Raw genomic sequence first — 25,019 nt, 5'->3', positions numbered from 1 at the left:
AAATTTACATAATAAGAAGGGAGTGGCTAGTATGAATTTTCAACAAATAGCAACAATGGTATTACCTTTTGTTTTAATGTTTGGTGTATTTTATTTCTTACTTATCTTACCAGAAAAGAAAAGAAAGAAAAAATATGATGCTATGATAGATGAGCTAAAAGTTAATGATAAGATCATAACTAGAGGCGGAATCATAGGTAGAATAGTAAAATTAAAAGATGATAGCGTTATAATAGAGACTACTCAAGATAGAACAAAGATCGAGTTTTCAAAACAAGGCATAAGTTCAAAAATTGATTAGTATAATTTAAAGAAATAGTTATTTTAATGTATTTTATGCATTAAAATAACTATTTTTTCATTTTAGGTATTGAATTTTACATTATAATGTGAAAGAATAAGGGTGGTAAATCAAATTAGCTTTTTAAAAAGAACTTTAAAATTAAACCTTAACATGGTATAATATTAAAGATAGTTTTGATTGGAGGAAGAGTAAATGAAGCGTATAAAAACAGTAAACAAGTCAAGCTTAAAAAAGAGCTTATGTAAACCAGCAGATTGCAGAGAGTGTGCTAACTCATGCCAATCAGCTTGTAAAACATCAGCTACAGTAGCAAACTTAGCTTGTGAAAATTAATTATAAAAATTCTTAAGTGGCAGTAACTTTTAAAGTTGCTGCCATAGTTCTTAGTTAGGAGGAAATATTGTGGCATTAATTCATAAATTTATGCAAGGTGGAGAGTATTACGTAGTAGACGTAAACTCAGGAAGTGTTCATATTGTTGATGACCTTATTTACAATATGATAGATAATGATAACAAATTAAGTAGTAAGGAATCTTTAATTGAAAAGTTAAAAGATAAATATCCAGTTGAGGAAATTGAAGAGGCTTATGAAGATTTACTTCAATTAGTAGAAGAAGACGCTTTATACTCAGGAGATTTATATGAAGAGGTTGCTAAAGAAAGTGACAAGGCACCTTCATACATAAAAGCATTATGCTTAAATGTTGTACATGACTGTAATTTAAGATGTAAATATTGTTTCGCTGATGAGGGAGAATACAAAGGATGTAGAAAACCAATGAGTGCCGAAGTTGGTAAAAAAGCTATTGATTTTGTATTAGCAAATTCAGGTGGAATAAAGAATATAGAAGTTGATTTATTTGGTGGGGAACCACTAATGGTATTTGATACTATAAAAGAAATAATAGATTATGGCAAGAAAAGAGGACAAGAAGTAGGCAAAAATGTAAGATTTACTATGACTACTAATGCAACTCTTTTAAATGATGAAAGAATCGATTATATAGATAAAAACATCGGAAATATAATTCTTTCAATAGATGGAAGAAAAGAAGTTAACGATGCTGTTAGAATAAGAGTTGATGGTTCAGGAAGTTATGATAGAATACTTCCAAACATAAAGAAAATGGTTGAAAAGAGAGATCCAAGTAAACAATATTATGCTAGAGGAACATTTACAAGAAATAATACTGACTTCTTCCAAGATGTAATGGCTCTTGCTAATGAAGGATTTACTGAGATTTCAATAGAGCCAGTTGTTCTTCCAGATGAACATGAATTATCTTTAAGAAGAGAAGATTTACCAACTATCTTTGGAGAGTATGATAAATTATACAATGAAATGGTGAGAAGATTAGAAGAGGGAGATAACATATTCAAATTCTATCACTTTAACATTGATTTAAATGGTGGTCCTTGTGTTTATAAGAGAATAGCAGGATGTGGAGCAGGTCATGAGTATATTGCTGTAACTCCAGATGGAGAAATATATCCATGTCACCAATTCGTTGGAAACACTGATTTCTTACTAGGAAATATCTATGATGGAGAAATCAGAAAAGATCTTTCAACAGAATTTAAACAAGCTCACATATATAATAAACCAAAATGTAAAGAATGTTGGGCAAGGTTCTACTGTAGTGGTGGATGTCAAGCTAATAACTTTAACTTTAATGGTGATATTCATGTTCCTTATGAAGTTGGATGTGAAATGCAAAAGAAAAGAATTGAGTGTGCTATTGCATTAAAGTCAAAGACTATGGACGCTGAATAAAAATATAATATTAATAATTGTTGCCATATATTGACTATGTGGCAACATATTAATATAATTTAGTTTATCAGAGAAATTTTTACAGAGGGGGATAACCATGAAATCAAAATTAGGTAGCTTCATATTATTTTTTATCTCCATAGCAGTGATAAGTTTTTTAGCTCTAGCAGGGTTCAAAGGATTTACCTTAGGGGACTATCAATTTAAAACGTTTAATGAGGTTATAACTAAAGGATTGGATTTACAAGGTGGAGTTTCTGTTCTTATGGAAATCCAAAGTGATGATGTAACAGTAGATCAATTAAACACAACAAAGGAACTTTTATCTTTAAGGGTTAACAAGGTTGGAGTTTCAGAAACTGTAGTAACAACAGAGGGAAATAATAGAATAAGAATTGATATTCCAGGACAATACGATTCAAAAACTATAGTAGATTCTCTTCAACAAACAGGAGAGTTAACATTTGTAGGTCCTGAGAATGATGTTATTTTAACAGGAAAAGATGTTGAAAAGTCAAGTGTATATATAGACCCTCAAACAGGTAAGCCAGTTATAAAATTAGAGCTTAACGAAGAGGGTAAGCAAAAGTTTGCTGAGGCAACAAAGAAATATAAAGGTCAAAAAATAGCTATAAAAATGGATAATGAAACATTAACAGATCCAGTAGTAAATGACATAATTTCTAATGGTGAAGCTATTATTTCAGGAAATAGATCAATGGAAGAAGCAGAAAAGGTATCTGGAATAATAAATGCTGGTGCATTACCAGTTCCAGTTAAGGCAGTTTCAGTTGAGACTGTAGGTGCTCAATTAGGTGCAAATGCTCTTCCAAATGCCATGAAAGCAGGAGCAATAGGTGTAGCTATAATATTCTTATTTATGATACTATACTATAGAGTTCCAGGATTCATTGCATGTATGTCACTAAGTGTTTATATATTATTAGTGCTTTATATATTTGCATTAGTAGGAGTAACTCTTACTTTACCAGGTATAGCAGCTTTCTTATTAACAGTAGGTATGGCAGTAGATGCTAACGTACTTATATTTGAAAGAATCAAAGAAGAACTTGGAAATGGTAGAAGTATAACATCAGCTATGAAAATAGGTTTTAGCAATGCTTTAAGATCAATAATGGATTCTAATATAACAACCCTTATTGCTGGTTTAGTATTATACTTCTTTGGATCAGGACCAGTTAAAGGATTTGCTTTAACATTATTAATAGGTATTGTAATAAGTATGTTTACCGCTATAATAATGACAAGATTCTTTATGAATTTAGGATTCAACATGGGAATATTAAATAAGCCTTCAATGTTTGGTCGTATAAAAGGAGGTAGACATAATGCTTAAAATTGTAGAGAAGAAGAAAATATGGTTTACTATATCAATTCTTATAATTGTTATAGGTTTTGGATTTATGTTTACTAAAGGTATGAACTTTGGAATCGACTTTAGAGGGGGTACTCAGGTTGTAATAAACATGGGTACAGATTTTAATAAAACCGATGTTGATAAAATTGTAGATGAATATTCAAAGGATGCCGTTACAAATCAAGTTAATGGTACTGAACTTCAAATAAAAGCAAAAGAGTTAAATAGTTCTCAAGTTAATGATATCTTTAAGGCTCTTAAAGAAAAATATGATTTAAAAGATGATGCCTTAGTATCACAAAATGAGATTGGGGCTTCAGTAGGAAGAGATTTAACAACAAATGCCATAGTAGCTCTTGTGATAGCCGTAATAGGTATGCTTATATACGTAGTTATAAGATTTGAATTCTCTTTTGGTATTGCAGCTATAATAGCTCTATTACATGATGTACTAATAACTATAAGTGTTTATGCTGTATTTGGAATAACAATAAACACTCCATTTATAGCGGCTATACTTACAATAGTAGGTTATTCTATAAATGATACAATAGTTATATTTGATAGAATAAGAGAAAATAGAAAAAAACTTAGAGGAAAATCTGTAGAAGAGATTGCAGACATGAGTATAACTCAAACAATGTCAAGATCTATAAATACAACACTTACAACTTTAATCACTATAGTTTGTGTTTATATATTTGTTCCTACAGTTAGAGATTTTGCTTTCCCATTAATAGTTGGTATAGCATCAGGAGCTTGTTCTTCAATATTTATAGCAAGTCCAATTTGGTGTATTTTAGCTAACAGACAAAAAAATAAAAAGGCAAGAAATAAGTAATAGTATAAAAATGCTAAAAGTTTTATAACTTTTAGCATTTTTTTTATTTTAATTAGAATTTTTATTGTTTTTTAAGAAAAATAGGAGAAAAGTAATAAAAATGACTAATGAATACGTATTTATTTGAAAAGTATTTGTCAAAAAGGTAATTTTAAATTATAATATACTTGTTTTCTTAATTTTATGGAGGAGTTAAATTATGCAGAAGGCTTGGAAAAACATATATTGCACTAATTACATATCTGGGTATAGCCCTTTTAACATTAAAAATATGAATAAAGCAATAGAAAGACTAGCATCTGCAATTAACAATAGAGAAAAGATAGTTATATATGGTGGATGTGATTTAGATTCCATATGTGCAATATCATCTTTAATGCTTATACTAAAGTATTTAAATGCTGATGTTGAATATTGTGTAAGTTCAGAACATGAAGAGAAAAATTATGATATAGATGAATATACTTTAAGAGAAGATATTGCTTTTTTAGGTGCAGAACTTTTAATAACAGTAGGTTGTGGACTTAAAAATAAAGAGGTGGAGAATCTCTGTAATAGATTTAATATAGATTTAATAATAATGGAAAATAAACGCACAAAATGCATATATGATTCAACATATATAAACCCAAGTGAAGAAAAGTGTTCATATAGATATAAGGATTTGACTAATTCGGGGTTAACTTTTAAGTTAATGCAAGCTATTGCTATATATTATAACATGAAAAGAATAAATAAGTATTTAGATTTAATACTTATAGGTAGTGTTTCAAAGAACGTTAAAAATAAAGGGGAAAATGGAATAATATTAAAGGAAGGCATTCAATATTTAAGATATACTAATAGTATAGGATTGAATGCTATTAAGAGTTTCTTTAATATTAGTGATATAAATATAGATAGTATTAATAAAATAGTTAATGAGATAACTCCAAGAGAAGGTGCCATTAGCAAAAAAGATAACGCGAAGATAATTGTGGAGTTATTAACTACAAATGATAAGGACAGAGCGGAGCAAATAACTAAATATATTTATAATGAAAAAATAAGGTAGTAATTAAAATTTATATATATTTATTGATTTTGGAGGCAAAGTAATGAGTTTAAAGGATAAAATAAGAGTTATAGAAGATTTTCCTAAGAAGGGAATAAGTTTTAAAGACATAACTACTTTAATAGCAGATGGAGAAGGCTTAAGAGATTCAGTTGACCAAATGGCAGAATTCTTCAAAGATAAGAATATTGACGTTGTAGTTGGACCAGAAGCTAGAGGATTTATATTTGGAGTTCCTGTAGCATATGCTTTAGGTGTTGGATTCATTCCAGTAAGAAAGCCAGGTAAACTTCCAGGGGATACAGTTAGAGTAGAATATGATTTAGAGTATGGAAAAGATGCTTTAGAAATACACAAAGATGCTATAAAACCAGGTATGAGAGTTGCTATAGTTGACGATCTTTTAGCTACTGGTGGTACAATAGCTGCTGTTGCTAAATTAGTAGAACAAGCTGGTGGAGAAGTTGCTGGATTAGCATTTACTATTGAGTTAACAGAATTAAAAGGAAGAGATAAATTAAAAGGATACGAAGTAACATCATTAGTTGATTATGATGTTTAAAATTCTTTAATTTTGTAAAAAATTATAATAGAGTTTAAAATGGCTGGTTTATTGACCAGCCATTAATTTTATTATTGGTTTATTTTATTTTTTTGTTATATAATAATATAATATATTAAAAGAAATTTTAAGTAGGGGAGAATAATCCAGTATGTTAGAAGAACTAATTTCTAAAATAAAAGCTAATGGGAACAATGTTGATATAGATTTAGTTAAAAAAGCATATGATTTAGCTTTTGAAGCACATAAAGAACAAAAAAGAGAATCAGGAGAGCCATACATAATCCATCCTATTAGCGTGGCTATGATATTAGCTGATATGGGAATGGACACAAATACTATAGTTGCAGGACTTCTTCATGATGTCATAGAGGATACGGATTATACTTATGAAGATATAAGTAATATTTTTAATGTTGAAGTAGCTAACTTAGTTGATGGCGTTACTAAACTTGGTAAGATAAAATATAAAAGCAAAGAAGAACAACAAGCTGACAATGTAAGAAAAATGCTTTTAGCAATGGCTAAAGACATAAGGGTTATAATAATAAAACTAGCAGATAGACTTCATAATATGAGAACACTTAAATATATGAAGCCTGAAAAACAGAAGAAAAAAGCTCAAGAAACTTTAGATATATTTGCACCTTTAGCTCATAGATTAGGTATATCTAAAATAAAGTGGGAATTAGAAGATTTGTGTTTAAGATATATTCACCCAGAAGAATATTATGACTTAGTAAATATGATAGCTGAAAAAAGAGTGGAGAGAGAAAAATTTATTTCTCGTATAATTGAAGAGCTAAAAGAAAATTTAGATAAAGCTAATATAGATAGCGATATAGAAGGAAGACCAAAACATTTCTACAGTATATATAGAAAAATGGTAAATAAACATAAGAGCATAGAACAAATCTTTGATTTAACAGCTATAAGGATTTTAGTTAATACAGTTAAAGATTGCTATGCAGTACTAGGTATAGTACACACGATTTATAAGCCAATACCAGGTAGATTTAAAGATTACATAGCAATGCCAAAACCTAATATGTATCAATCCTTACATACAACAGTAATAGGAAGTGAAGGAAAGACTTTTGAAATTCAAATAAGAACTTTTGAAATGCATAGAACGGCTGAGTACGGAATAGCAGCTCACTGGAAATATAAGAGTGGTGTTACTGGAACTGATTCAAAAGATATGACTTTTGAAAATAAGTTAACATGGCTTAGAGATATACTTGAGTGGCAAAAGGAAGCTGTTGATGCAACTGAATTTATGGAAGGATTCAAGCTTGACTTATTCTCAGATGAAATATTTGTATTTACTCCTAAGGGGGTAGTTATAAATTTACCAGCGGGAGCAACTCCTATAGACTTTGCATATAAGATTCATACAGATATAGGGAATAAGTGTGTAGGAGCCAAAGTTAACGGAAAGATAGTAACTTTAGATTACAAGCTTAAAACTGGGGAAATAGTAGAGATATTAACATCTTCATCATCTAGAGGACCTAATATAGATTGGTTAAATATAGCTAATAGTAATCAAGCTAGAAGTAAAATAAAACAATGGCTTAGAAAAGCAAGAAGAGAAGAGAACTTAGAAAGAGGAAAGGAAATGCTTGAAAAGGAATGTAAAAAGCAATCCTTATTATTTTCAGATCTTTGCAAAGGGCCACTATATGATAAATTATTAAAGAGATATCATTTAAATAATGTTGAAGAAATATATGTAGCCGTAGGAGAAGGAGAGTTACTTTCATCTACCGTAATATCTAAGCTTAAAGAAAATGTTGTAAAACAGGTTACTGAAGAGGAATTAAATAAGAATATTGAAGAACAAATAGCTAAAACTGAAAGACAAACAAAGAAAAAACAAAGCTATGGAGTAACTGTTAAGGGATTAAACAATATAATGGTTAGATTTGCAAGATGTTGTAATCCTGTACCTGGAGATGATATAGCTGGGTATATAACTAAGGGAAGAGGAGTTTCTGTACATAGAAAAGACTGTTCTAATTTTAAAGCTATAGTAGAAAAACAGAGAGAGAAAGTTGTAGATGTTAGTTGGGGAACTGAAAAGGGAACTGCATATGTGGCTGAACTTGAAGTTAAAGCAGAGGATAGAATGTGTTTATTGTCTGATGTTATGTTAGTTATAACTGACTCTAATCTTAGCCTACTTTCTTTAAATGCTAAATCAGGTAAAAATGGAGTAGCAAATATAAATATTCAAGTAAAAATTGATAATATAGAACAATTAAAAGAATTAATGAAGAAAATAAGAAGAATACAAGGAATATTAGACGTTTATAGAGTAAATAAATAAAAGGGGGCATAACCGTGAGAGTTGTAGTTCAAAGAGTAAATAAATCCTCTGTTAAAGTGGATAATGAGATAGTTGGAAGTATAAATAAAGGCTTTAATGTATTAGTTGGAATTGGTAAAGAGGATACTATTGAAGACTTAAAATATATGAAAGATAAAGTTTTAAACTTAAGAGTTTTTGAAGATGAAGAAGATAAAATGAATTTATCTTTAAAGGATGTTTGTGGAGAACTACTTCTTATATCACAATTTACCCTTTATGGAGACTGTAGAAAGGGAAGAAGACCAAACTTCATGAATGCTCTTGGAGGAGATGAAGCTAAGAAACTTTTTGATGAGTTTGTAAGCATGTGTAGAGAAGAGGGCATAAAAGTTGAAACTGGAGTCTTTGGTGCCCATATGGTAGTTGACATAGAAAATGATGGGCCTGTAACTTTAATCTTAGATAGCAAAAAGAATTTCTAAACAAATATTACTATTTTGTGTATAAAGCATTATAATAAATATAGGCTTTTAGAAAAGTTAAACATTGAAAGTTTTTATAGGAGTTTAGCTTAATAAGTTAGACTCCTATAAATTCGGTTAAAAATATAAATTAAACTTCATTTTTTAGGAGGGATTGATATGTTAATAAAAACAATTCCAGTAGGAATGTATCAAGCTAATTGTTATGTTGTTATAGATGAAGAAACTAAGGATTGTATAATAGTAGATCCAGGTGAAGAAGCATCAAGAATTGAAAGTGTAATAGAATCTTTAGATGCAAAACCAAAAATGATATTATTAACTCATGGACATTTTGATCATGTGGGAGCTGTACAAAAACTTTCAGAAAAATATAAAATACCTTTTTATATAGATAAAAAAGATGAAGATATGATAGAAAGAAATGTTGATGTTTTTGGAAAACTTCCAAAGGCAGATGGATATTTAAAAGATGGAGATATGCTTAAGTTCTCAGATAATTATGAAATAAAATGTCTAGAGACACCAGGACATACTCCAGGAGGAGTATGCTTCTTAATAGATAATTGTCTTTTTACAGGAGATACTCTATTTAGAGAATCAATTGGAAGAAGTGATTTTGAAGGGGGTAATCATGCTACTCTTCTTAAGAGTATAAATGATAAACTGGTTCCATTAGGTGATGACATAGCAGTATATCCAGGACATGGACCAAGTTCAACTATTAAACACGAAAGACAAAGAAACCCATTTTTAGCAGGAGATTTTTATGTATATTAAAATATATCTTAATGACTTAAAGTATAGATATGACGTTTATCAAATGTTTAATATATTCTATACTTTTAAGGAATTAAAGTTTGTAAATAAAGATGAAGAGAGAGACTACGATGTCTTTATATCTGAAAATATGGTTAAGATTTCAGAGGGAGACAATAGTTTTTCTTATGAGTTCAAAGAAGGATACGGATTTAAAACAGAACTTAAAAAGGGAATATTCAAATTTTTATCTGAAACTCTTAAGGATGAATATCCTTGGGGAACATTAGTTGGAATAAGACCAAGTAAAATAGCCTTATCTCTAATAAGAGAAGGAAAATCTGAGGAAGAGATAATAAAATATTTTGAAGATAATTATATGGCTAGGGAAGAAAAAGCTAAACTTTGCATAGAAGTTGCAGAAAGAGAAGAAAGTTTTGTAAATAAAGAGGAAAAAAACATAAGTATATATGTTGGTATGCCTTTTTGCCCTACAAGATGCCTTTATTGTTCCTTTGCAGCAAATCCTATAGCTGGATGTAAGAAAGATATTGAGCCTTATTTAGAAGCTTTAAGTAAAGAAATTTCAGCTATAAGTGATTATGTATCAAAGAAAGGCTTAAAGATAGAAACTGTTTATTTTGGTGGAGGTACTCCAACCTCAGTAAATAATGAACATTTTGAAGTATTAATGAAACATATATATGATAGTTTCGTTAATAATAAAGGAATAAAGGAGTTCACTGTTGAATGTGGAAGACCTGATTCTATAACTGAAGAAAAATTAAAAACTATGAAGAGATATGAAGTATCTAGAATATCTATAAATCCTCAAAGTATGAACGATAAAACCTTGAAATCAATAGGTAGAGGGCATTTAACAGAGGATGTAGTGGATAAATTCAATTTGGCAAGAAGCTTAGACTTTGATAACATAAATATGGATATTATAATAGGTCTTCCAAATGAAGATATTTCAGAAGTTTCTAAAACATGCTCTATGATAAAGGATCTTAATCCAGATAGTTTAACTATTCATGGGATGTCTATTAAAAGAGCATCAAGACTTCATGAAAATTTAGTTTTACATAACACTATAACTATTGCAGAGCAAAAAAATCTTAATAAGATGTATGAAATGAGTAAAGTTTTAGGTAGAGAACTAAATATGCATCCATATTATATGTATAGACAAAAAAATATGGTTGGTAACATGGAGAATGTGGGATATTCAAAAGATAACAAGGAATGTATCTACAATATTCAAATGATTGAAGATAAGCAGACTATAATTGCATTAGGAGCAGATGCAGTTTCTAAGGTAGTATTTTTAGAAGAAGATAAAAATCGTATAGAAAGATTTGCAAATGTTAAAGATGTAAAGGAATATGTAAAAAGAATAGAGGAAATGGTTGAAGGTAAGATAGAATTACTTGATACTTTATATAAATAAAAAATTTAATATTATGTAGGAGGAGTTGTTTATGGCGATACAAGCTCAAAAGGGTACAAAGGATATGTTACCTAATGACGCTTATAAATGGCATTATATAGAAGAAAAGTTAAGAAAAATATCAGCTGAATATGGAATTAGAGAGATCAGAACTCCTATGTTTGAGGCAACTGAACTTTTCAAAAGAGGAGTTGGAGAAACTACTGACGTGGTTCAAAAGGAAATGTATACTTTTGAAGATAAAGGTGGAAGAAGTATAACTCTTAAACCAGAGGGGACAGCTCCAGCTGTTAGAGCATTTATTGAAAATAGTTTATATGCTGATGCTCAGCCAACAAAAATGTTCTATTTTACTCCATGCTTTAGATATGAAAAAATGCAAAAAGGAAGATTAAGAGAATTCCATCAATATGGAATAGAAGTTTTTGGTTCACAAGAAGCTTCTATTGATGCAGAAATCTTATCTTTAGTTATGAGAGCATTAACAGAGGATTTTGGAATAAAAGGATTAAGCTTAAATATAAACAGTTTAGGATGTCCAAAATGTAGAGCAAAATTCAATGAAGCTTTAAAACAATACTTAAAAGAGAACTATGATAATCTTTGTGAAACTTGTAAAACAAGATTTGAAAAGAATCCTATGAGAATCATAGACTGTAAAGAAAAGAGATGTAAGGAAATAGTTAAGGAAGCTCCTTCAATACTAGATTACATCTGCGAAGAGTGTAGTGATCACTTTAGCAAGTTAAAAGCTTACTTAGATGTTATGGGAATAGAGTATAACATAGATCCACAAATAGTAAGAGGATTAGATTACTATAGTAAAACTGTTTTTGAAGTTATAAAAGATGGATTAACAGTTTGTGGTGGAGGAAGATATGACTACTTAGTAGAAGAAGTAGACGGTCCTAAAACTCCAGCTATGGGATTTGGATTAGGTTTAGAAAGACTTCTTTTAATATTAGATGAGGAAGGAATAGAAATTCCTGAACCTGTTAGATGCGAAGTTTATATTGGCTCAATGGGAGACAATGCTAAGCTTGAAGCTATGAAATTAGCATTTAATCTTAGAAAAGCTGGCATAAAGGCTGAAATAGATCACTTAGGAAAGAGTGTTAAGGCTCAAATGAAATATGCTAATAAAATAGGAGCTAAATATACTTTTGTTATAGGTGACTCTGAAATAGAAGAAAACAAAATTAAAATTAAGAGAATGAGCGATGGAGAACAATTCGAAGTCAGCTTAGATATAAATGAAATAGTAAATATAGTTAAGTAGTAGACAGGAGGAGAATTAAAATGGGTGAAGCTTTAAATGGATTAAAGCGTAACATAATGTGTGGCGACGCTAGAGAAAGCCATATTGGACAAAAAGTAACCGTAATGGGTTGGGTTCAAAGAAATAGAAATCTTGGAGGTCTTCAATTTATAGACTTAAGAGATAGAGAAGGAATTTTACAGGTTGTATTTAATGATGATTTAGGAGAAGAAATCCTAGAAAAAGCAAAATCAATAAGACCTGAATATTGTATTGCTGTAACAGGTGAAATAGTTAAGAGAGAATCAGTAAATCCAAACATGCCAACAGGTATGGTTGAGTTAAAAGCTGAGGAATTAAAGATTTTATCTGAATCAGATACTCCTCCAATATATATAAAAGAAGATTTAGATGCTGCTGAAAGTATTAGATTAAAGTATAGATACTTAGATTTAAGAAGACCAGATATGCAAAATATCTTCAAAATAAGACATAAGACAACTAAAGCAATAAGAGATTATTTAGATCAAAATGGTTTCTTAGAAATGGAGACACCAATACTTACAAAGTCAACTCCAGAAGGAGCTAGAGACTATCTTGTTCCATCAAGAAACTATCCAGGAATGTTCTATGCATTACCTCAATCACCACAATTATTTAAACAATTATTAATGGTATCAGGTTTTGATAGATACTTCCAAATAGTTAAGTGTTTCAGAGATGAGGACTTAAGAGCTAATAGACAACCAGAGTTTACTCAAGTTGACTTAGAAATGTCATTTGTTGAGCAAGACGACGTTATGGCTTTAAATGAAGGTTTAATAAAGCATGTATTTAAAGAAGTTTTAGGAGTAGATGTAAAAACTCCAATAAAGAGAATGACATTTAAAGATGCTATGGAAAAATACGGTTCAGATAAACCAGACTTAAGATTTGGAATGGAAATTACAAACTTAAGCGATGTTGTTAAAGAATGTGGATTTAAAGTATTCACAGACGCTGTAGCTAATGGCGGTTCTGTTAGAGGTTTATGCTTAGAAGGCGGAGCTTCTATGGGAAGAAAAGACATTGATAGATTAGGAGAGTTCGTTAAAACTTTCAAAGCTAAAGGATTAGCATGGATTCAATTAAAAGAAGAAGGTGTTAAATCACCAATAGCTAAATTCTTTAGTGAAGAGGAGCTAAACAAAATAATTGAAACTATGGGAGCTAAAACAGGAGATTTAATTCTTATAGTTGCTGATAAAAACTCAGTAGTTTTAAAAGCTTTAGGAGAATTAAGATTAGAGCTTTCAAGAAAATTTGATTTAGTTAAAGATAAGAGTGAGTTTAACTTCACATGGATAACAGAGTTTGATCTTCTTGAGTACGATGAAGAAGAAGGAAGATACTTTGCAGCTCACCATCCATTTACAATGCCAATGGATGAGGATATAAAGTACTTAGATACTGATCCAGGAAGAGTTAGAGCTAAGGCTTATGACTTAGTATTAAATGGAGAAGAGTTAGGTGGAGGATCTATAAGAATACATGATACTAAGCTTCAAGAAAAAATGTTTGAAGTATTAGGATTTACTCAAGAATCAGCTTGGGAAAGATTTGGATTCTTATTAGAAGCATTTAAATTTGGACCACCACCACACGGCGGATTAGCTTTCGGTTTAGATAGAATGATAATGTTCTTAGCAGGAACTGAAAATATCAAGGACGTTATAACATTCCCTAAAAACCAAAATGCATTCTGTTATTTAACTGAAGCACCTAATATAGTAGATGAAGAACAATTAAAAGAATTAGGAATTGAAACAATAAAGAAAGAAGATACGGCAGAATAATTTTTGAGCAATCTAAATTGAGATACTAAAGTAAACTTAATTAGCGTGGGTTTTTACTCACGCTAATTTTAGTCAATTTATATGGAAAATGAGTAAAAAGGCTTACACTTTATAAGTTAAGAGTTTTTATTACTTTACCATTTAAAAAGTAAATCTTAATTATAGATTGCTATTTTTATTGACTTTCAATTAGGAATTAAGGTATATTAAGTAATTAATATGAAATAATAATATAAATTAAAAATATTATATATTAGATTACAATAATGGTATGAGGTGTAAATTTTGAATGATAATGAAGCTTTAAGAAAAGATATACTTGTAAGATTAAGAAAAATAGAGGGGCAAGTAAAAGGAATTCAAGGAATGGTAGAGAAGGATGTTTGTTGTAGGGATGTATTAACTCAAATATCTGCCATAAGAGCTGCTATAAACAAAGTTGGGGTACTTCTTATAGAAAACTATGCTAGAAATTGTATGGGTATAGGAGAAGAGGATAAAGAGGAATTAGCAGGATTAGAACAATTAATAAAAACATTAAATAGTTTTGTAAAATAATAGACCACCTTTGTGGTCTATTTTTTTGTATGAAAATCTATATTGCTTTTGTTTTTTAATTTTTTAAATAATAATATGTTTTTAGGATTTAATGATCCATGAGTATATTGTTTTTTTCTATTGTTTATTAAACGAGTGATTGTAGATACAAATAAAACTCCTAAGGCTAATGCGCCTGAAGATGAAATTGTCATTATGGCTTGATTCCAAGTTGACATAGCATCTCCCTTTATAGCTTCGTACATAGTATTATACATGCCCCCTCCAGGAACTAAGGGGATTAAGGCACAAACAACTATTGTGGTTACTGGAGTTTTTAAAATTCTTGCATATATTTCAGAATAAGCACTAAAGGCAATTGCTGAAAAGAACATTGATAATATGACACTTAGTCCAAAATATAATCCTATTTTATAAACTAGCCACCCTAAGGCTCCACCTATTCCGGCAAAGAATAAATTCTTTCCGTGAATATTAAATAATACTCCAAAAGCTATAGTAGCTATGAAGGTAGCTAGAACTTCTTTAATTAAAACCACTTATATACCACCTCCAAAGTAAATCCAAATACTCATAACCATACCAGTTCCAACAGCTATAGAGATAGCTACTAAGAAGGCCTCAGCTGCCCTTATAAGGCCTGATATTAAATCACCAGCTATTGTATCTCTAATAGCATTTGTAATAGATAAACCAGGAACTAATAGCATTATACTACCTATTATCATTGTGTCTAAATTACTTCCAACTCCTAAGCTATAGGCTATTAAGGATAAGAGAGCAGCGATTGCTCCACCTAAAGTATTTATAAAAAAGGCGTTTATTCCTAATTCCCCAGCCTTAAAGGTAGCTAGTTTTACAAACATTCCAACAAAAAATGATACTACGCAGTCTTCTATATTACCTCCTAATATAGTGGTGAATCCAGCAGCTGCTATGGCTGAAAATACTAGATTTGTTCTGAAATCGTATTTAGGACAGTTTTCATTTATATCTATTAATTTTTCTAAAACCTCATCAAGAGAATATTTTTCCGTATAAAGTTTTCTTGAAAGTTCATTAACCAAGTGGATTTTCTGCAAATCAACAGTTCTATTAGTAACTCTTTTTACTAAAGTAGTTGTATAATTATTCTCATCGTAAACAGAAACCATAATTCCAGTTGGGGTAACAAAACTTTCAGCATATCTAATACCGTAAGCTGCACAGATTCTACAAATAGTTTCCTCAACTCTGTAAGTTTCTCCACCGCTTTCTAGTATTATTCTACCTGCAAAAGTTGCAATATGTAATACTTTGTCAAAATCCATATTATTCTCCCCTATGTAAATTTATAACCAATATAGTAATTATAACATATGAAAAGTTAAAATAAGCTATACAAACTCATATTAGTTTAATCAAAATATAAACAAATTATTTTTTGTTGCTAAAAATAATTAATAAATTTATAATAAGTAATATACATTTTACGTTTGGGGTGAAGAAAATGAATTTTGACAACTTAGAAAGAGAAGATGAGCAAATTGCACATCTTGTTCAAAAGGAAAAGGAAAGACAAGAAAATAGTATAGAGCTTATAGCTTCAGAAAACTTTGTTAGCAAAGCTGTTATGGAAGCTATGGGATCATATTTAACAAATAAATATGCTGAGGGTTACCCTTCAAAAAGATACTATGGTGGATGTCACGTAGTAGATGAGGTTGAAGATTTAGCAAGAGAAAGAGTAAAAAAATTATTTGGGGCTGAGCATGCTAATGTACAACCACATTCAGGATCACAAGCTAATATGGCTGTTTATTTTTCAATATTAGAGCCAGGTGATACTGTATTAGGAATGGATTTAAGCCATGGAGGACATTTAACTCATGGTTCACCAGTTAACTTTTCAGGTAGATTATTTAATTTCGTGTCATATGGTGTAGATAAAGAGACAGAAACAATAAATTATGAAACTGTAAGAGAATTAGCTCTTAAACATAAACCTAAATTAATAGTTGCAGGAGCTAGTGCATATTCAAGAATTATAGATTTTAAAACTTTAAGAGAGATAGCAGATGAGGTAGGAGCATACTTAATGGTTGATATAGCTCACATTGCAGGGCTTGTAGCTACAGGCTTACATCCATCACCAGTTCCTTATGCTGATTTTGTTACATCAACAACTCATAAAACTTTAAGAGGACCAAGAGGTGGATTAATACTTTGTAAAGAAAAATTTGCAAAAGCATTAGATAAGAATATCTTCCCAGGAATACAAGGTGGTCCTTTAATGCATATAATAGCTGCAAAGGCTGTTTGTTTTAAAGAAGCATTAGAACCAAGTTTTAAAACATATATGGAGCAAGTTGTTAAAAATGCACATGTTTTAGCAGAAGCTTTAGAATCTTATGGATTTAAATTAGTTTCAAATGGAACTGATAACCATTTAATACTTGTTGATTTAACTAATAAAGATATAACTGGTAAAGATGCAGAAATTCTTTTAGATAGCATAGGAATAACTTTAAACAAAAATACTGTACCAAATGAAACAAGAAGTCCATTTGTTACTAGTGGTGTTAGAATAGGAACTCCTGCTATAACAACTAGAGGATTTAAAGAAGAAGAAATGAAAGAAATAGCTTCTATAATAAATGATGCTATTAAAGAAAAAGATGGAGATTTAGAGCCATTAAAAGCAAGAGTTAAAGCTTTATGTGCTAAGTATCCTTTATATTAATAATTAAAAAATAGTTTTTAAGGTAGTACTAATTTCCCTTTGGTGAATTTAGTATTCTCTTTAAGAAATACTGAATAAAGAATTAAAGTCATGTTGCAATTTAAATTTGTAACATGGCTTTAATTTTTTAATAATAATAGTATTACAAGAGAATAATTTAAAAAGAGAAAATTTTTTGATATAGTTTATATTGTGAAAATATTCATATTAGTAGTTGAAAGAGGTGAACTTTCATAGGAATTTACCTATGAAGATTTTTATGAGATTTATAGATTTTCATTGTGATACAGCATCACGTATGCTTCAAGAAAATAAAAAGCTTTTTAAAAATGATTTAAAAGTTGATATAAATAAATTAAGAGAAGGGGAAGCTTTAGCTCAATTTTTCGCTTTGTTTATAAATAAAGAATGTAATTCTGATACTTATTCTTATTGCAAAGAAATGCTACAGAATTTTAAAAGAGAAATAAATGAGAATTCAAGAGATATAGTCTTATGCAGAAATATAAGTGATTTAGAAAGGGCAGAAAAAGAGGATAAAATAGGAGCCTTTATAACTATTGAAGAGGGAGATGCTATTAAGGGTGACATTGAAAAGTTAAGGGAGTTTAAAGAAGATGGAGTTTCTTTAATAACCTTAACTTGGAACTATATAAATGACTTAGGATATCCAAATTATGAGTTTAAATATAAGGATAAGGGTCTTACTAAAAAAGGTATAGAAGTTGTGGAAGAAATGAATAGTCTAGGAATGTTAATAGATGTTTCTCATCTTTCTGATGGAGGATTCTATGATGTAATAAAATATTCAAAGAGTCCAATTATAGCATCTCATTCTAATAGTAGAACAAAGACTAATCATAGCAGAAATTTAACTGACCATATGATTAAAGAGCTAGCTAATAATGGTGGGGTAACAGGAATAAATTTTTGCAATGCTTTCTTAAAAGAAGAGTGGGAAGAGGATTTAAATTTAGCTTCCATAAGAAATATGGTTAGACATATAAAACACATAAGAAATATTGGGGGAATAGATGTTATTTCCTTAGGATCTGATTTTGATGGTATAGAAAATGAGGTTGAAATTAAAGATTCAAGTAAGATGAGCTTATTATTAAATGCTTTGGAGATGGAAGGCTTTAAAGAGGATGAAATAGAGAAAATATATTATAAGAATGCAAAGAGAATAATAAGAGATGTTTTAAGATAGTCTTATAACTTAGTTATATAATGGTTTATGAAAATAAGTTTTAATAAGTTATTTTGATACAACTTTTAAGAATTTTAATATTGTGCAGAAAAGGATGAAGGATTAATGGAGAAAAAATTATTAGGCAAGATAGTATATATAACAGGAGCTTCAAAGGGAATTGGAAGAGGAATAGCAAGGGAATTTGGAAAGGCTGGAGCTTTTGTTTTAGTTGGATATAATAGTGATTTAGAAGGGGCTAATGAAACCTTAAATATGATTAAAGAACTAGGTGGTTCAGGAGAAATTTTAGGTGGAAATGTAGCAAATAAGGATGAGAGAAATCATATAATAAGTTCTATTAAAAATAAATTTGGAAAACTTGATGTATTAGTAAATAATGCTGGAATTTCAAAAATAGGATTATTTATGGATGCTAGTGATGAAGAGATAGATTCTATTATGAATGTTAACTTAATAGGTGCTATGAAGCTTACAAGGGATTCTATGGACTTATTAAGAGAAGGAAGTAATTCATCAATTATAAATATATCATCCATATGGGGGAATGTTGGGGCTTCCTGCGAAGTTTTATATTCAACTACTAAGGGAGGAATGAATTTATTTACTAAGGCCTTAGCAAAAGAAATAGCTCCTTGGGGAATAAGAGTAAATTGTATAGCTCCAGGTGTAATAAATACAGAGATGAATTCATGGCTTAGTAAGGAAGAAAAAGAGGGGCTAGAGGAAGAAATTCCTATGAATAGATTTGGAGAGGTTGAAGAGATTGGAAGAGTGGCAAAATTTTTAGCTTCAGAGGATTCTTCATACCTAACAGGACAAATATTAACTGTAGATGGTGGAATGCTTTAAAAAAACTAAAAGATTCTGTATAAAAATATAATAAAGCTTACAAACAATATGAAGAGAATATCTAGATGAGCTTTAGAATTTAAATTATTATGTAGAAGATATCACGTTAAAAAGCTTAGACTGTTTGAAGCGAAGCAAGTTTCTAAGCTTTAGTGATATCTTCGGAGTAATAATTATAAATTCTTAGCGAAATCTAGTAATTCTCGGAATATGTTTGTAAGCTTTATTAAAAGTTACTTTGATACATGACCTTTAGATTTCTTCTACTTCATCTATTTCTTTAGATTTTTTTAGGGTAAAGTAGAATTTAACTCCGTTTTCTGTATTCATAACTCCGAATTCACTTTCGTGAGCTTGAAGTAGATTTTTAACTATGGATAGTCCCAGTCCCGTACTTCTAGAGCCTCTATTTCTTGAGGTATCTCCTCTATAAAATTGAGTCCAAATCTTATTTATATCTGAATCAGGAATATGGGCACCGGTATTTTCAATTGAGAAGTATATTTTATCTTCCTCAACTGGTTTTATATCTATTATTATTTGGTTGTTAGGTTCAGAATATTTTATAGCATTGGTAACAAAATTAGTTAGTACCTGTTCTATTTTAAAGTCATCTCCTTGAACATATAAATCTTCAGTAGGAGAATAATTTTTTACTACAGTTAAATTATTTTTATTTATGTCAACAGAATTCTTTACTAAAACTTCCTCAGTAAGTTCAGTAAGGGAAAAATCTATTATATGTAAATCAATTTTTCCAGCTTCAAGCTTTGAAAGTTCAAGCATATCCATAACTAATTTGTTCATTTTTTCTGCTTCATCAATTATTATATCTAAGTAAACTCCTTGATCCTTATGATCCACTATACCGTCTTTTATTCCTTCAGCATATCCAGATATTATACCAATAGGAGTTTTAAGTTCATGGGATGCTCCAGCAATAAAATCTTTTCTAAGTTTTTCTAGTTCTCTTTCTTTTTCTATATCTTCTTCTAACTTTTTATTTTTTATTTTTAAATCATCTAAGGCATTAGATAGATTTTTAGACAAAAAGTTTAAAGTTTTAGCTAGATTTCCTATTTCATCTTCACGTTCTATATCACACTTTTCAGAGAAGTCCATAGCACTCATTTTCTTTGCAGATTTATTTAATTTCACTAGAGGTTTAGAAATTAAGTTTGAAAATACATAGGATAAAATTAATCCAATCACTATGACTATAAGAATTATGTATTTATAAAAATCCTTTATTAAGGCGCTTGCTTCTTCAATTGCTTGGAATGATGTTATGGCTATAATAATAGAATCGTTCTTAGAATTAAGAGAAAATGGCACCATATAAACAATATATTTTGTTGAGTATTTTCTGCTTTTAAATTCTGTAGTTACTCCAGAATTTGAATTTAATAAGGTTTTTGCAAAATCCTGGTCACTATATAACTCATTAAAAATATCGTTTAATAAATCTACAGCCTCTGAGTTTTTATTAGCTGGATCAGGAACATATTTTGGTGTACTATCTATGGAATAAATTCCTATTTTAGCGTTGTTTTCAAGTTCAAAAAGGCTTAAAGCCCTATATAAAGAGTCTGTATTTTTTATGTCATAAGAATATAGAGCTCTAAACTTTAAAACTGCATTGCTTAAATCATTACTTTTTCTTTTATAATAAAATTCTTGGAAAAATGTAATTTGGAATATCATTGTAAACAAGGTTAAGAATATTATTATACCAAAAGTTATTATAAATAATCTTTTTGAAATACTTTTTTTCACTATTTCACCTCAAACTTATAGCCACTTCCCCTAACAGTAGCTATATAATTAGCTTTATCTAGTAATTTCTCTCTAAGTCTTTTTATGTTCGTATCAACTGTTCTTATATCTCCAAAATAATCATAGCCCCAAACATTATCTAGAATTCTATCCCTTGATAAAGCTATTCCTTCATTTGAAGAAAGGTAAATAAGTAAATCATATTCCTTAGGAGATAGTAATAGTTCTTCTCCATTTAGTTTTACTTCATGAGATAGTTTATTTATTGTTAATCCATTAAAATCTAAAATGTTTTTATCATTTAATGTACCTGTTCTTCTTAATAATGCTTTAGCTTTTGCTAATAAAACCTTAGGGCTAAAGGGTTTAGTCATATAATCATCAGCTCCAAGCTCATAACCTAAAAGTTTATCTTCCTCTTGGCTTTTAGCTGTTAATAATATTATAGGAGTATTTGAAACTTCCCTTATATTTCTACAAACAGCAAGTCCATCTAATTTTGGCATCATTATATCTAATATTGCTAAATCAACTATATTTTCAGAAAATATCCTAAGAGCTTCCTCACCATCAGAAGCTTCTAACACATTAAATCCCTCTTTCTTGAAGTAATCTCTTACAAGAAATCTTATACGTATTTCATCTTCTACAATAAGTACCGTTTTATTCATATAACCACCAACCTTTAAAAAATATTGTTTTAACTTACTTAATATTATACAATGAAAACTAAGGTTTATATAAATAATTTTAGGGGAGTTTTTAATGAAAAGATGGACATTTGATGAAAATACCATAATTTTACCCAATGGGCTAAAAGTTATAACAATAAAAAAAGATACAAGGTTAGCATCTATAAATATTGGTGTTAATATAGGATCTTTATATGAAGACGAAAAAGAATTAGGCATGAGCCATTTTGTAGAGCACATGCTTTTTAAAGGAACAAAGAATAGAAGTAATGAACAATTAAATAGAGAATTAGAATTTTTAGGTGGAGATTATAATGCATATACAGATTATATTTCAACAGTATATAGCATTACTTGTCTAGATGAAGAATTTGAAAAGGGAATAGAACTTTTAAGTGATATGGTTTTAAATTCTTCCTTTGATGAAAAAGAGATGAAAAAGGAAAAGGGCGTTGTTTTATCAGAGATAAAAAGTGATAAGGATGATATTGAAGATTTAAGTATTAGCAGAACTCATGAATATGCCTTTGATAAATCAGCACTTAGAAATTCTATTGCAGGAACTGAAGAACATGTTAAGGGCTTTAAAAGAAAGCAGGTTTATGATTTTTATAAAAAATATTATACTCCTGATAATTGTGTTATTGTAACTGTAAGTGCCTTTAGTCATGAACAAATGCAAAAAATAATAACAGACTTATTTGGAAAGTGGGAAGGAAAATCTCATAAAAAGGCTAAAATAATAAAAGAAGAAAATAAAGACATAGTAAAAACAACTTACAAATCTCAAATAGAGCAAGGAACTGTTACTTATCTTTATGCATTTAAAGAGGTTTGTGAAAAAGATAAACTTCCATTAAAGATATTAAGTTATAAACTAGCTGAAAGTTCAAACTCAATATTATTTAGAGAGCTTAGAGAAGAACGTGGATTAGCTTATGATGTATATAGTCAAATGGATTTAGACGAAAATGTAAATACAATGAATATTTTTACCTCAGTTAGAGAAGAATCCATAGATGAGGTAATAGAAGTAATAGACAAAGCTATATTAGACATAAAAAATAAAGATATAAACTTTGATGAAGATATGCTTTGTATGATGAAAAAGACTCATAAGACAGGAGTAGTTTCTACTTTAGAAGATTGTAGCAGTTTATGCAGTTATGTATTAGTTCAAAGCTTAGCTGGAAAAGATATAACTGAGTTTATAAATAGCATGGAAGAACTAGAAACTTTAACTGGAGAAGATATCTATAGGGTTTGTAATAAATATTTGAATAAGCCTACTATACACATATTAAAACCAATGGAGTAGATAAAATGGGAAAAATAACAAGTATAGAAGTTCAAAAGAGAAATGTAAATAGAGTAAATGTTTATGTGGATGAAGCCTTTACCTTTGCTTGTGACGCTGAACTTATATATAAACAAGGAATACAAAAGGATTCTGTAATAGATGTTGAGGCAATCAAGGAAATTGTAAAAGAAGATGAATTTATAAAATGTAAAAATTCTGCACTAAGAACAGTTGAGAAAACCTATAAAACAGAAAAGGAATTAAGAGATAAACTTACTGAAAAAGGTTTTGAAGAGGATACAATTAAAAGAGCCATAGAATTTTTAAAGGAGTATAATCTTTTAAATGATGAAAAATATGCAGAGATGTATATAAAGGATAGGCTTAGAAGTCAGGGAAGAAATAAAATAAAATATGCTCTTATAAGAAAGGGAGTTAGTGAAGATATACTTTTAGATAAATTATCTAATATTGATACTGAGGATGAAAATGATACTGCTTTTAAGTTAGCAGAAAAGAAATATAATATACTAAAGAAAAAAGAAAGTGATAAATATAAATTATCTCAAAAATTATTTAGATTTCTTTTATCTAAAGGATATGATTATGACTGCTGTAATAGCATAGTTAGAAGATTAACAAATAATGAATATATGGAGTAGATAAAATGAATTTTAACTTAGTAGATATAATTATAGTTTGTTCTTTTATACTACCATTAGTAGTTGCTTACAAAAGAAAGTTTAATATTATTAGAATAAAGAATAGTATAGAGGAATTAGGAGGATATATATCCTTTTTTCTTGCTTTATACTTAAGTTTTATAGCTATAAAAAAGATAGATATAATAGAGAGGATGTTTTCAATTGTAGTTGTTGAATTCAATAACATTATATCTAACTTTAATATTTCACCACAGGTTATAATAATATTCATAGTATTAGCTCTTACCCTTGTAATTTATTTTATAGTAAAAGTTATACTTAAAATATTTAGTTTTATTATTATAAATCCAATACTTAGATGGTTAAAGAAAGCAGAGTCTAGAAGGGGAAAGGGATTTGGTAAAGTTGCGGCTTTAATAATAAATATACCAAAGTCTCTTTTTTATATGGCAGTAATTGCTTTAGTCATAGTTATTCTAGGAAGCAATGGTTTCTTAGGAGAGAAAATGGAAGGAATGACTTTAGCTTCAAAGGCTTATGAGGTTATAAATAGTAATAAGTACTATGCTGCTTTAAATAAAGAATATGAAGCTTTTCATGATGAATATAAAGATGTTATTAGTAAAAACATAGATTCTGCAGTTGAAAGCAATAAAGAGACAAATAGTGAAAAAGTGGTTGAAAGTAATAGAAATGTTATAAATCTTTATAATGGTGTAACTTTAGAACAAGGTATAAAATCAAATGAAGCTATTAATAAAAAAGCTAAGGAACTTACTAAAAATGCAAAAAGTAGTAGAGAAAAAGCTAAAAGAATATATACTTGGATAAGTGAAAATATTAATTATGATGATAATAAAGCTGAAAATATAAGTGAGAAAACTTCTGAGTATAAGTCTGGAGCTATTGAAGCCTTTGAAACTAGAAAAGGAATATGCTTTGATTATTCCTGTCTTTATGTTGCTATGGCAAGAGAAGCGGGGCTTAAAGTTAGAATTGTAACTGGAGAAGGATTCAATGGAAAGGAATGGGGACCACATTCTTGGAATGAGGTTTATTTACCAGAAAAAAATCAATGGATAACTGTTGATCCTACCTTTGGTAAAGCTGGAAACTATTTTGATAGTAAGAAAAATAGTGAATCACACAGAGATGGAAAAATAGTTGGAGAATGGTAATATAATAATTCATATGAAATACAATAAAACTTACAAATATATTTTGGAGA

24 protein-coding genes are annotated in these 25,019 nt (G+C 29.3%); 20 read left to right on the top strand and 4 right to left on the bottom strand.

The window, feature by feature from the left end; translation table 11 throughout:
* The first annotated feature begins 31 nt into the window (after nt 1–31).
* From yajC to GOM42_RS10765, 14 genes are all read left to right on the top strand, one after another.
* Nucleotides 32–301 carry a preprotein translocase subunit YajC gene (gene yajC, locus GOM42_RS10830; RefSeq protein WP_003468785.1) on the top strand — a complete coding sequence of 90 codons (270 nt, stop codon included), beginning with the start codon at nt 32–34 and terminating at the stop codon, nt 299–301.
* A gap of 195 nt (nt 302–496) precedes the next feature.
* Nucleotides 497–637, top strand: a complete 141-nt coding sequence (gene scfA / locus GOM42_RS10825) for a six-cysteine ranthipeptide SCIFF (protein WP_003451489.1) — start codon at nt 497–499, stop codon at nt 635–637.
* Nucleotides 638–706: 69 nt separating this feature from the next.
* On the top strand, nt 707–2,080 hold the full coding sequence (gene scfB / locus GOM42_RS10820) for a thioether cross-link-forming SCIFF peptide maturase (RefSeq protein ID WP_003451573.1): 1,374 nt from the start codon (nt 707–709) through the stop codon (nt 2,078–2,080).
* Between the two features lie 97 nt (nt 2,081–2,177).
* A complete protein-coding gene (secD, locus tag GOM42_RS10815) occupies nt 2,178–3,437 on the top strand; it encodes a protein translocase subunit SecD (RefSeq protein ID WP_003468759.1) in 1,260 nt (419 codons plus the stop codon).
* Complete coding sequence (secF, locus tag GOM42_RS10810) at nt 3,430–4,299, top strand: protein translocase subunit SecF (protein WP_003451195.1); 870 nt, start codon at nt 3,430–3,432, stop codon at nt 4,297–4,299. The genes secD and secF overlap by 8 nt, the downstream gene beginning before the upstream one ends.
* A 199-nt stretch (nt 4,300–4,498) precedes the next feature.
* Nucleotides 4,499–5,353, top strand: a complete 855-nt coding sequence (locus GOM42_RS10805; protein ID WP_003451668.1) for a DHH family phosphoesterase — start codon at nt 4,499–4,501, stop codon at nt 5,351–5,353.
* 43 nt (nt 5,354–5,396) lie between these two features.
* Complete coding sequence (locus GOM42_RS10800) at nt 5,397–5,915, top strand: adenine phosphoribosyltransferase (protein WP_003451591.1); 519 nt, start codon at nt 5,397–5,399, stop codon at nt 5,913–5,915.
* Nucleotides 5,916–6,066: 151 nt separating this feature from the next.
* Nucleotides 6,067–8,247: a bifunctional (p)ppGpp synthetase/guanosine-3',5'-bis(diphosphate) 3'-pyrophosphohydrolase gene (locus GOM42_RS10795; RefSeq protein WP_003468756.1), complete on the top strand. Its 2,181-nt coding sequence runs from the start codon at nt 6,067–6,069 to the stop codon at nt 8,245–8,247.
* Nucleotides 8,248–8,261: 14 nt separating this feature from the next.
* Complete coding sequence (dtd, locus tag GOM42_RS10790; protein WP_003451157.1) at nt 8,262–8,711, top strand: D-aminoacyl-tRNA deacylase; 450 nt, start codon at nt 8,262–8,264, stop codon at nt 8,709–8,711.
* Between the two features lie 159 nt (nt 8,712–8,870).
* A complete protein-coding gene (locus GOM42_RS10785; RefSeq protein WP_003468751.1) occupies nt 8,871–9,491 on the top strand; it encodes an MBL fold metallo-hydrolase in 621 nt (206 codons plus the stop codon).
* Nucleotides 9,481–10,923: a coproporphyrinogen III oxidase gene (locus tag GOM42_RS10780; RefSeq protein ID WP_011591001.1), complete on the top strand. Its 1,443-nt coding sequence runs from the start codon at nt 9,481–9,483 to the stop codon at nt 10,921–10,923. The genes GOM42_RS10785 and GOM42_RS10780 overlap by 11 nt, the downstream gene beginning before the upstream one ends.
* A gap of 31 nt (nt 10,924–10,954) precedes the next feature.
* The gene (gene hisS / locus GOM42_RS10775; RefSeq protein ID WP_003478447.1) at nt 10,955–12,202 is read left to right on the top strand and encodes a histidine--tRNA ligase; all 1,248 of its coding nucleotides are present in this window, start codon (nt 10,955–10,957) and stop codon (nt 12,200–12,202) included.
* A gap of 20 nt (nt 12,203–12,222) precedes the next feature.
* Nucleotides 12,223–14,016 carry an aspartate--tRNA ligase gene (aspS, locus tag GOM42_RS10770; protein WP_003451272.1) on the top strand — a complete coding sequence of 598 codons (1,794 nt, stop codon included), beginning with the start codon at nt 12,223–12,225 and terminating at the stop codon, nt 14,014–14,016.
* A 285-nt stretch (nt 14,017–14,301) separates the two neighbouring features.
* On the top strand, nt 14,302–14,574 hold the full coding sequence (locus tag GOM42_RS10765; protein ID WP_003451077.1) for a metal-sensitive transcriptional regulator: 273 nt from the start codon (nt 14,302–14,304) through the stop codon (nt 14,572–14,574).
* A 17-nt stretch (nt 14,575–14,591) separates the two neighbouring features.
* On the opposite strand, the gene GOM42_RS10760 is transcribed toward GOM42_RS10765, so the two are convergent.
* On the bottom strand, nt 14,592–15,113 hold the full coding sequence (locus tag GOM42_RS10760; RefSeq protein WP_003451569.1) for a threonine/serine exporter family protein: 522 nt from the start codon (nt 15,111–15,113) through the stop codon (nt 14,592–14,594).
* Entirely contained in the window at nt 15,114–15,884 is a 771-nt protein-coding gene (locus GOM42_RS10755; RefSeq protein ID WP_003454759.1) for a threonine/serine exporter family protein, read from the bottom strand. It abuts the gene before it with no gap.
* 179 nt (nt 15,885–16,063) lie between these two features.
* Here GOM42_RS10755 and glyA point away from each other — a divergent pair, with 179 nt between their 5' ends.
* The 3 genes from glyA (at nt 16,064) to GOM42_RS10740 (ending at nt 19,358) form a co-directional block, all read left to right on the top strand.
* Nucleotides 16,064–17,296, top strand: coding sequence for a serine hydroxymethyltransferase (gene glyA / locus GOM42_RS10750; RefSeq protein ID WP_003468731.1), 1,233 nt, complete (start codon nt 16,064–16,066; stop codon nt 17,294–17,296).
* Between the two features lie 247 nt (nt 17,297–17,543).
* Nucleotides 17,544–18,506 (top strand): dipeptidase, encoded by a 963-nt coding sequence (locus tag GOM42_RS10745; protein ID WP_078209949.1) that lies wholly within the window; start codon nt 17,544–17,546, stop codon nt 18,504–18,506.
* A gap of 105 nt (nt 18,507–18,611) precedes the next feature.
* The gene (locus GOM42_RS10740; protein ID WP_003468803.1) at nt 18,612–19,358 is read left to right on the top strand and encodes an SDR family oxidoreductase; all 747 of its coding nucleotides are present in this window, start codon (nt 18,612–18,614) and stop codon (nt 19,356–19,358) included.
* 252 nt (nt 19,359–19,610) lie between these two features.
* Here the strand turns inward: GOM42_RS10740 and GOM42_RS10735 are convergent, their stop codons facing one another.
* Together GOM42_RS10735 and GOM42_RS10730 are read right to left on the bottom strand one after the other, a co-directional pair.
* Nucleotides 19,611–21,134: a HAMP domain-containing sensor histidine kinase gene (locus tag GOM42_RS10735; RefSeq protein WP_003468780.1), complete on the bottom strand. Its 1,524-nt coding sequence runs from the start codon at nt 21,132–21,134 to the stop codon at nt 19,611–19,613.
* Nucleotides 21,134–21,805 carry a response regulator transcription factor gene (locus tag GOM42_RS10730; RefSeq protein ID WP_003454882.1) on the bottom strand — a complete coding sequence of 224 codons (672 nt, stop codon included), beginning with the start codon at nt 21,803–21,805 and terminating at the stop codon, nt 21,134–21,136. The genes GOM42_RS10735 and GOM42_RS10730 overlap by 1 nt, the downstream gene beginning before the upstream one ends.
* Before the next feature lie 94 nt (nt 21,806–21,899).
* Between GOM42_RS10730 and GOM42_RS10725 the strand changes: the two genes are divergently transcribed.
* Genes GOM42_RS10725 through GOM42_RS10715 form a run of 3 tightly spaced genes read left to right on the top strand, consistent with a single transcriptional unit; the run spans nt 21,900 to nt 24,969 of the window.
* A complete protein-coding gene (locus GOM42_RS10725) occupies nt 21,900–23,144 on the top strand; it encodes a pitrilysin family protein (protein ID WP_003451379.1) in 1,245 nt (414 codons plus the stop codon).
* A 5-nt stretch (nt 23,145–23,149) separates the two neighbouring features.
* Nucleotides 23,150–23,788: a recombination regulator RecX gene (gene recX, locus GOM42_RS10720; RefSeq protein WP_011590999.1), complete on the top strand. Its 639-nt coding sequence runs from the start codon at nt 23,150–23,152 to the stop codon at nt 23,786–23,788.
* 5 nt (nt 23,789–23,793) lie between these two features.
* The gene (locus GOM42_RS10715) at nt 23,794–24,969 is read left to right on the top strand and encodes a transglutaminase-like domain-containing protein (protein WP_011590998.1); all 1,176 of its coding nucleotides are present in this window, start codon (nt 23,794–23,796) and stop codon (nt 24,967–24,969) included.
* Nucleotides 24,970–25,019 lie beyond the last annotated feature (50 nt).

Source organism: Clostridium sp. 16K-1-R1, from assembly GCF_023921145.1.
In the GTDB taxonomy this organism is placed as follows: domain Bacteria; phylum Bacillota; class Clostridia; order Clostridiales; family Clostridiaceae; genus Sarcina; species Sarcina perfringens.
Note: the sequence above shows the minus strand (reverse complement) of the source record. Positions and strands in the feature narration are given on the sequence as shown.

Excerpts from the sequence above, each read along its gene's own strand:
- GOM42_RS10800 (WP_003451591.1), top strand. The coding sequence starts at position 5,397 with ATGAGTTTAAAGGATAAAATAAGAGTTATAGAAGATTTTCCTAAGAAG.
- GOM42_RS10745 (WP_078209949.1), top strand. The coding sequence starts at position 17,544 with ATGAAGATTTTTATGAGATTTATAGATTTTCATTGTGATACAGCATCA.
- hisS (WP_003478447.1), top strand. The coding sequence starts at position 10,955 with ATGGCGATACAAGCTCAAAAGGGTACAAAGGATATGTTACCTAATGAC.
- secF (WP_003451195.1), top strand. The coding sequence starts at position 3,430 with ATGCTTAAAATTGTAGAGAAGAAGAAAATATGGTTTACTATATCAATT.
- GOM42_RS10715 (WP_011590998.1), top strand. The coding sequence starts at position 23,794 with ATGAATTTTAACTTAGTAGATATAATTATAGTTTGTTCTTTTATACTA.
- aspS (WP_003451272.1), top strand. The coding sequence starts at position 12,223 with ATGGGTGAAGCTTTAAATGGATTAAAGCGTAACATAATGTGTGGCGAC.
- GOM42_RS10725 (WP_003451379.1), top strand. The coding sequence starts at position 21,900 with ATGAAAAGATGGACATTTGATGAAAATACCATAATTTTACCCAATGGG.
- secD (WP_003468759.1), top strand. The coding sequence starts at position 2,178 with ATGAAATCAAAATTAGGTAGCTTCATATTATTTTTTATCTCCATAGCA.
- scfA (WP_003451489.1), top strand. The coding sequence starts at position 497 with ATGAAGCGTATAAAAACAGTAAACAAGTCAAGCTTAAAAAAGAGCTTA.
- GOM42_RS10780 (WP_011591001.1), top strand. The coding sequence starts at position 9,481 with ATGTATATTAAAATATATCTTAATGACTTAAAGTATAGATATGACGTT.
- yajC (WP_003468785.1), top strand. The coding sequence starts at position 32 with ATGAATTTTCAACAAATAGCAACAATGGTATTACCTTTTGTTTTAATG.
- GOM42_RS10740 (WP_003468803.1), top strand. The coding sequence starts at position 18,612 with ATGGAGAAAAAATTATTAGGCAAGATAGTATATATAACAGGAGCTTCA.
- GOM42_RS10795 (WP_003468756.1), top strand. The coding sequence starts at position 6,067 with ATGTTAGAAGAACTAATTTCTAAAATAAAAGCTAATGGGAACAATGTT.
- GOM42_RS10755 (WP_003454759.1), bottom strand. The coding sequence starts at position 15,884 with ATGGATTTTGACAAAGTATTACATATTGCAACTTTTGCAGGTAGAATA.
- glyA (WP_003468731.1), top strand. The coding sequence starts at position 16,064 with ATGAATTTTGACAACTTAGAAAGAGAAGATGAGCAAATTGCACATCTT.
- GOM42_RS10805 (WP_003451668.1), top strand. The coding sequence starts at position 4,499 with ATGCAGAAGGCTTGGAAAAACATATATTGCACTAATTACATATCTGGG.
- GOM42_RS10730 (WP_003454882.1), bottom strand. The coding sequence starts at position 21,805 with ATGAATAAAACGGTACTTATTGTAGAAGATGAAATACGTATAAGATTT.
- recX (WP_011590999.1), top strand. The coding sequence starts at position 23,150 with ATGGGAAAAATAACAAGTATAGAAGTTCAAAAGAGAAATGTAAATAGA.
- GOM42_RS10785 (WP_003468751.1), top strand. The coding sequence starts at position 8,871 with ATGTTAATAAAAACAATTCCAGTAGGAATGTATCAAGCTAATTGTTAT.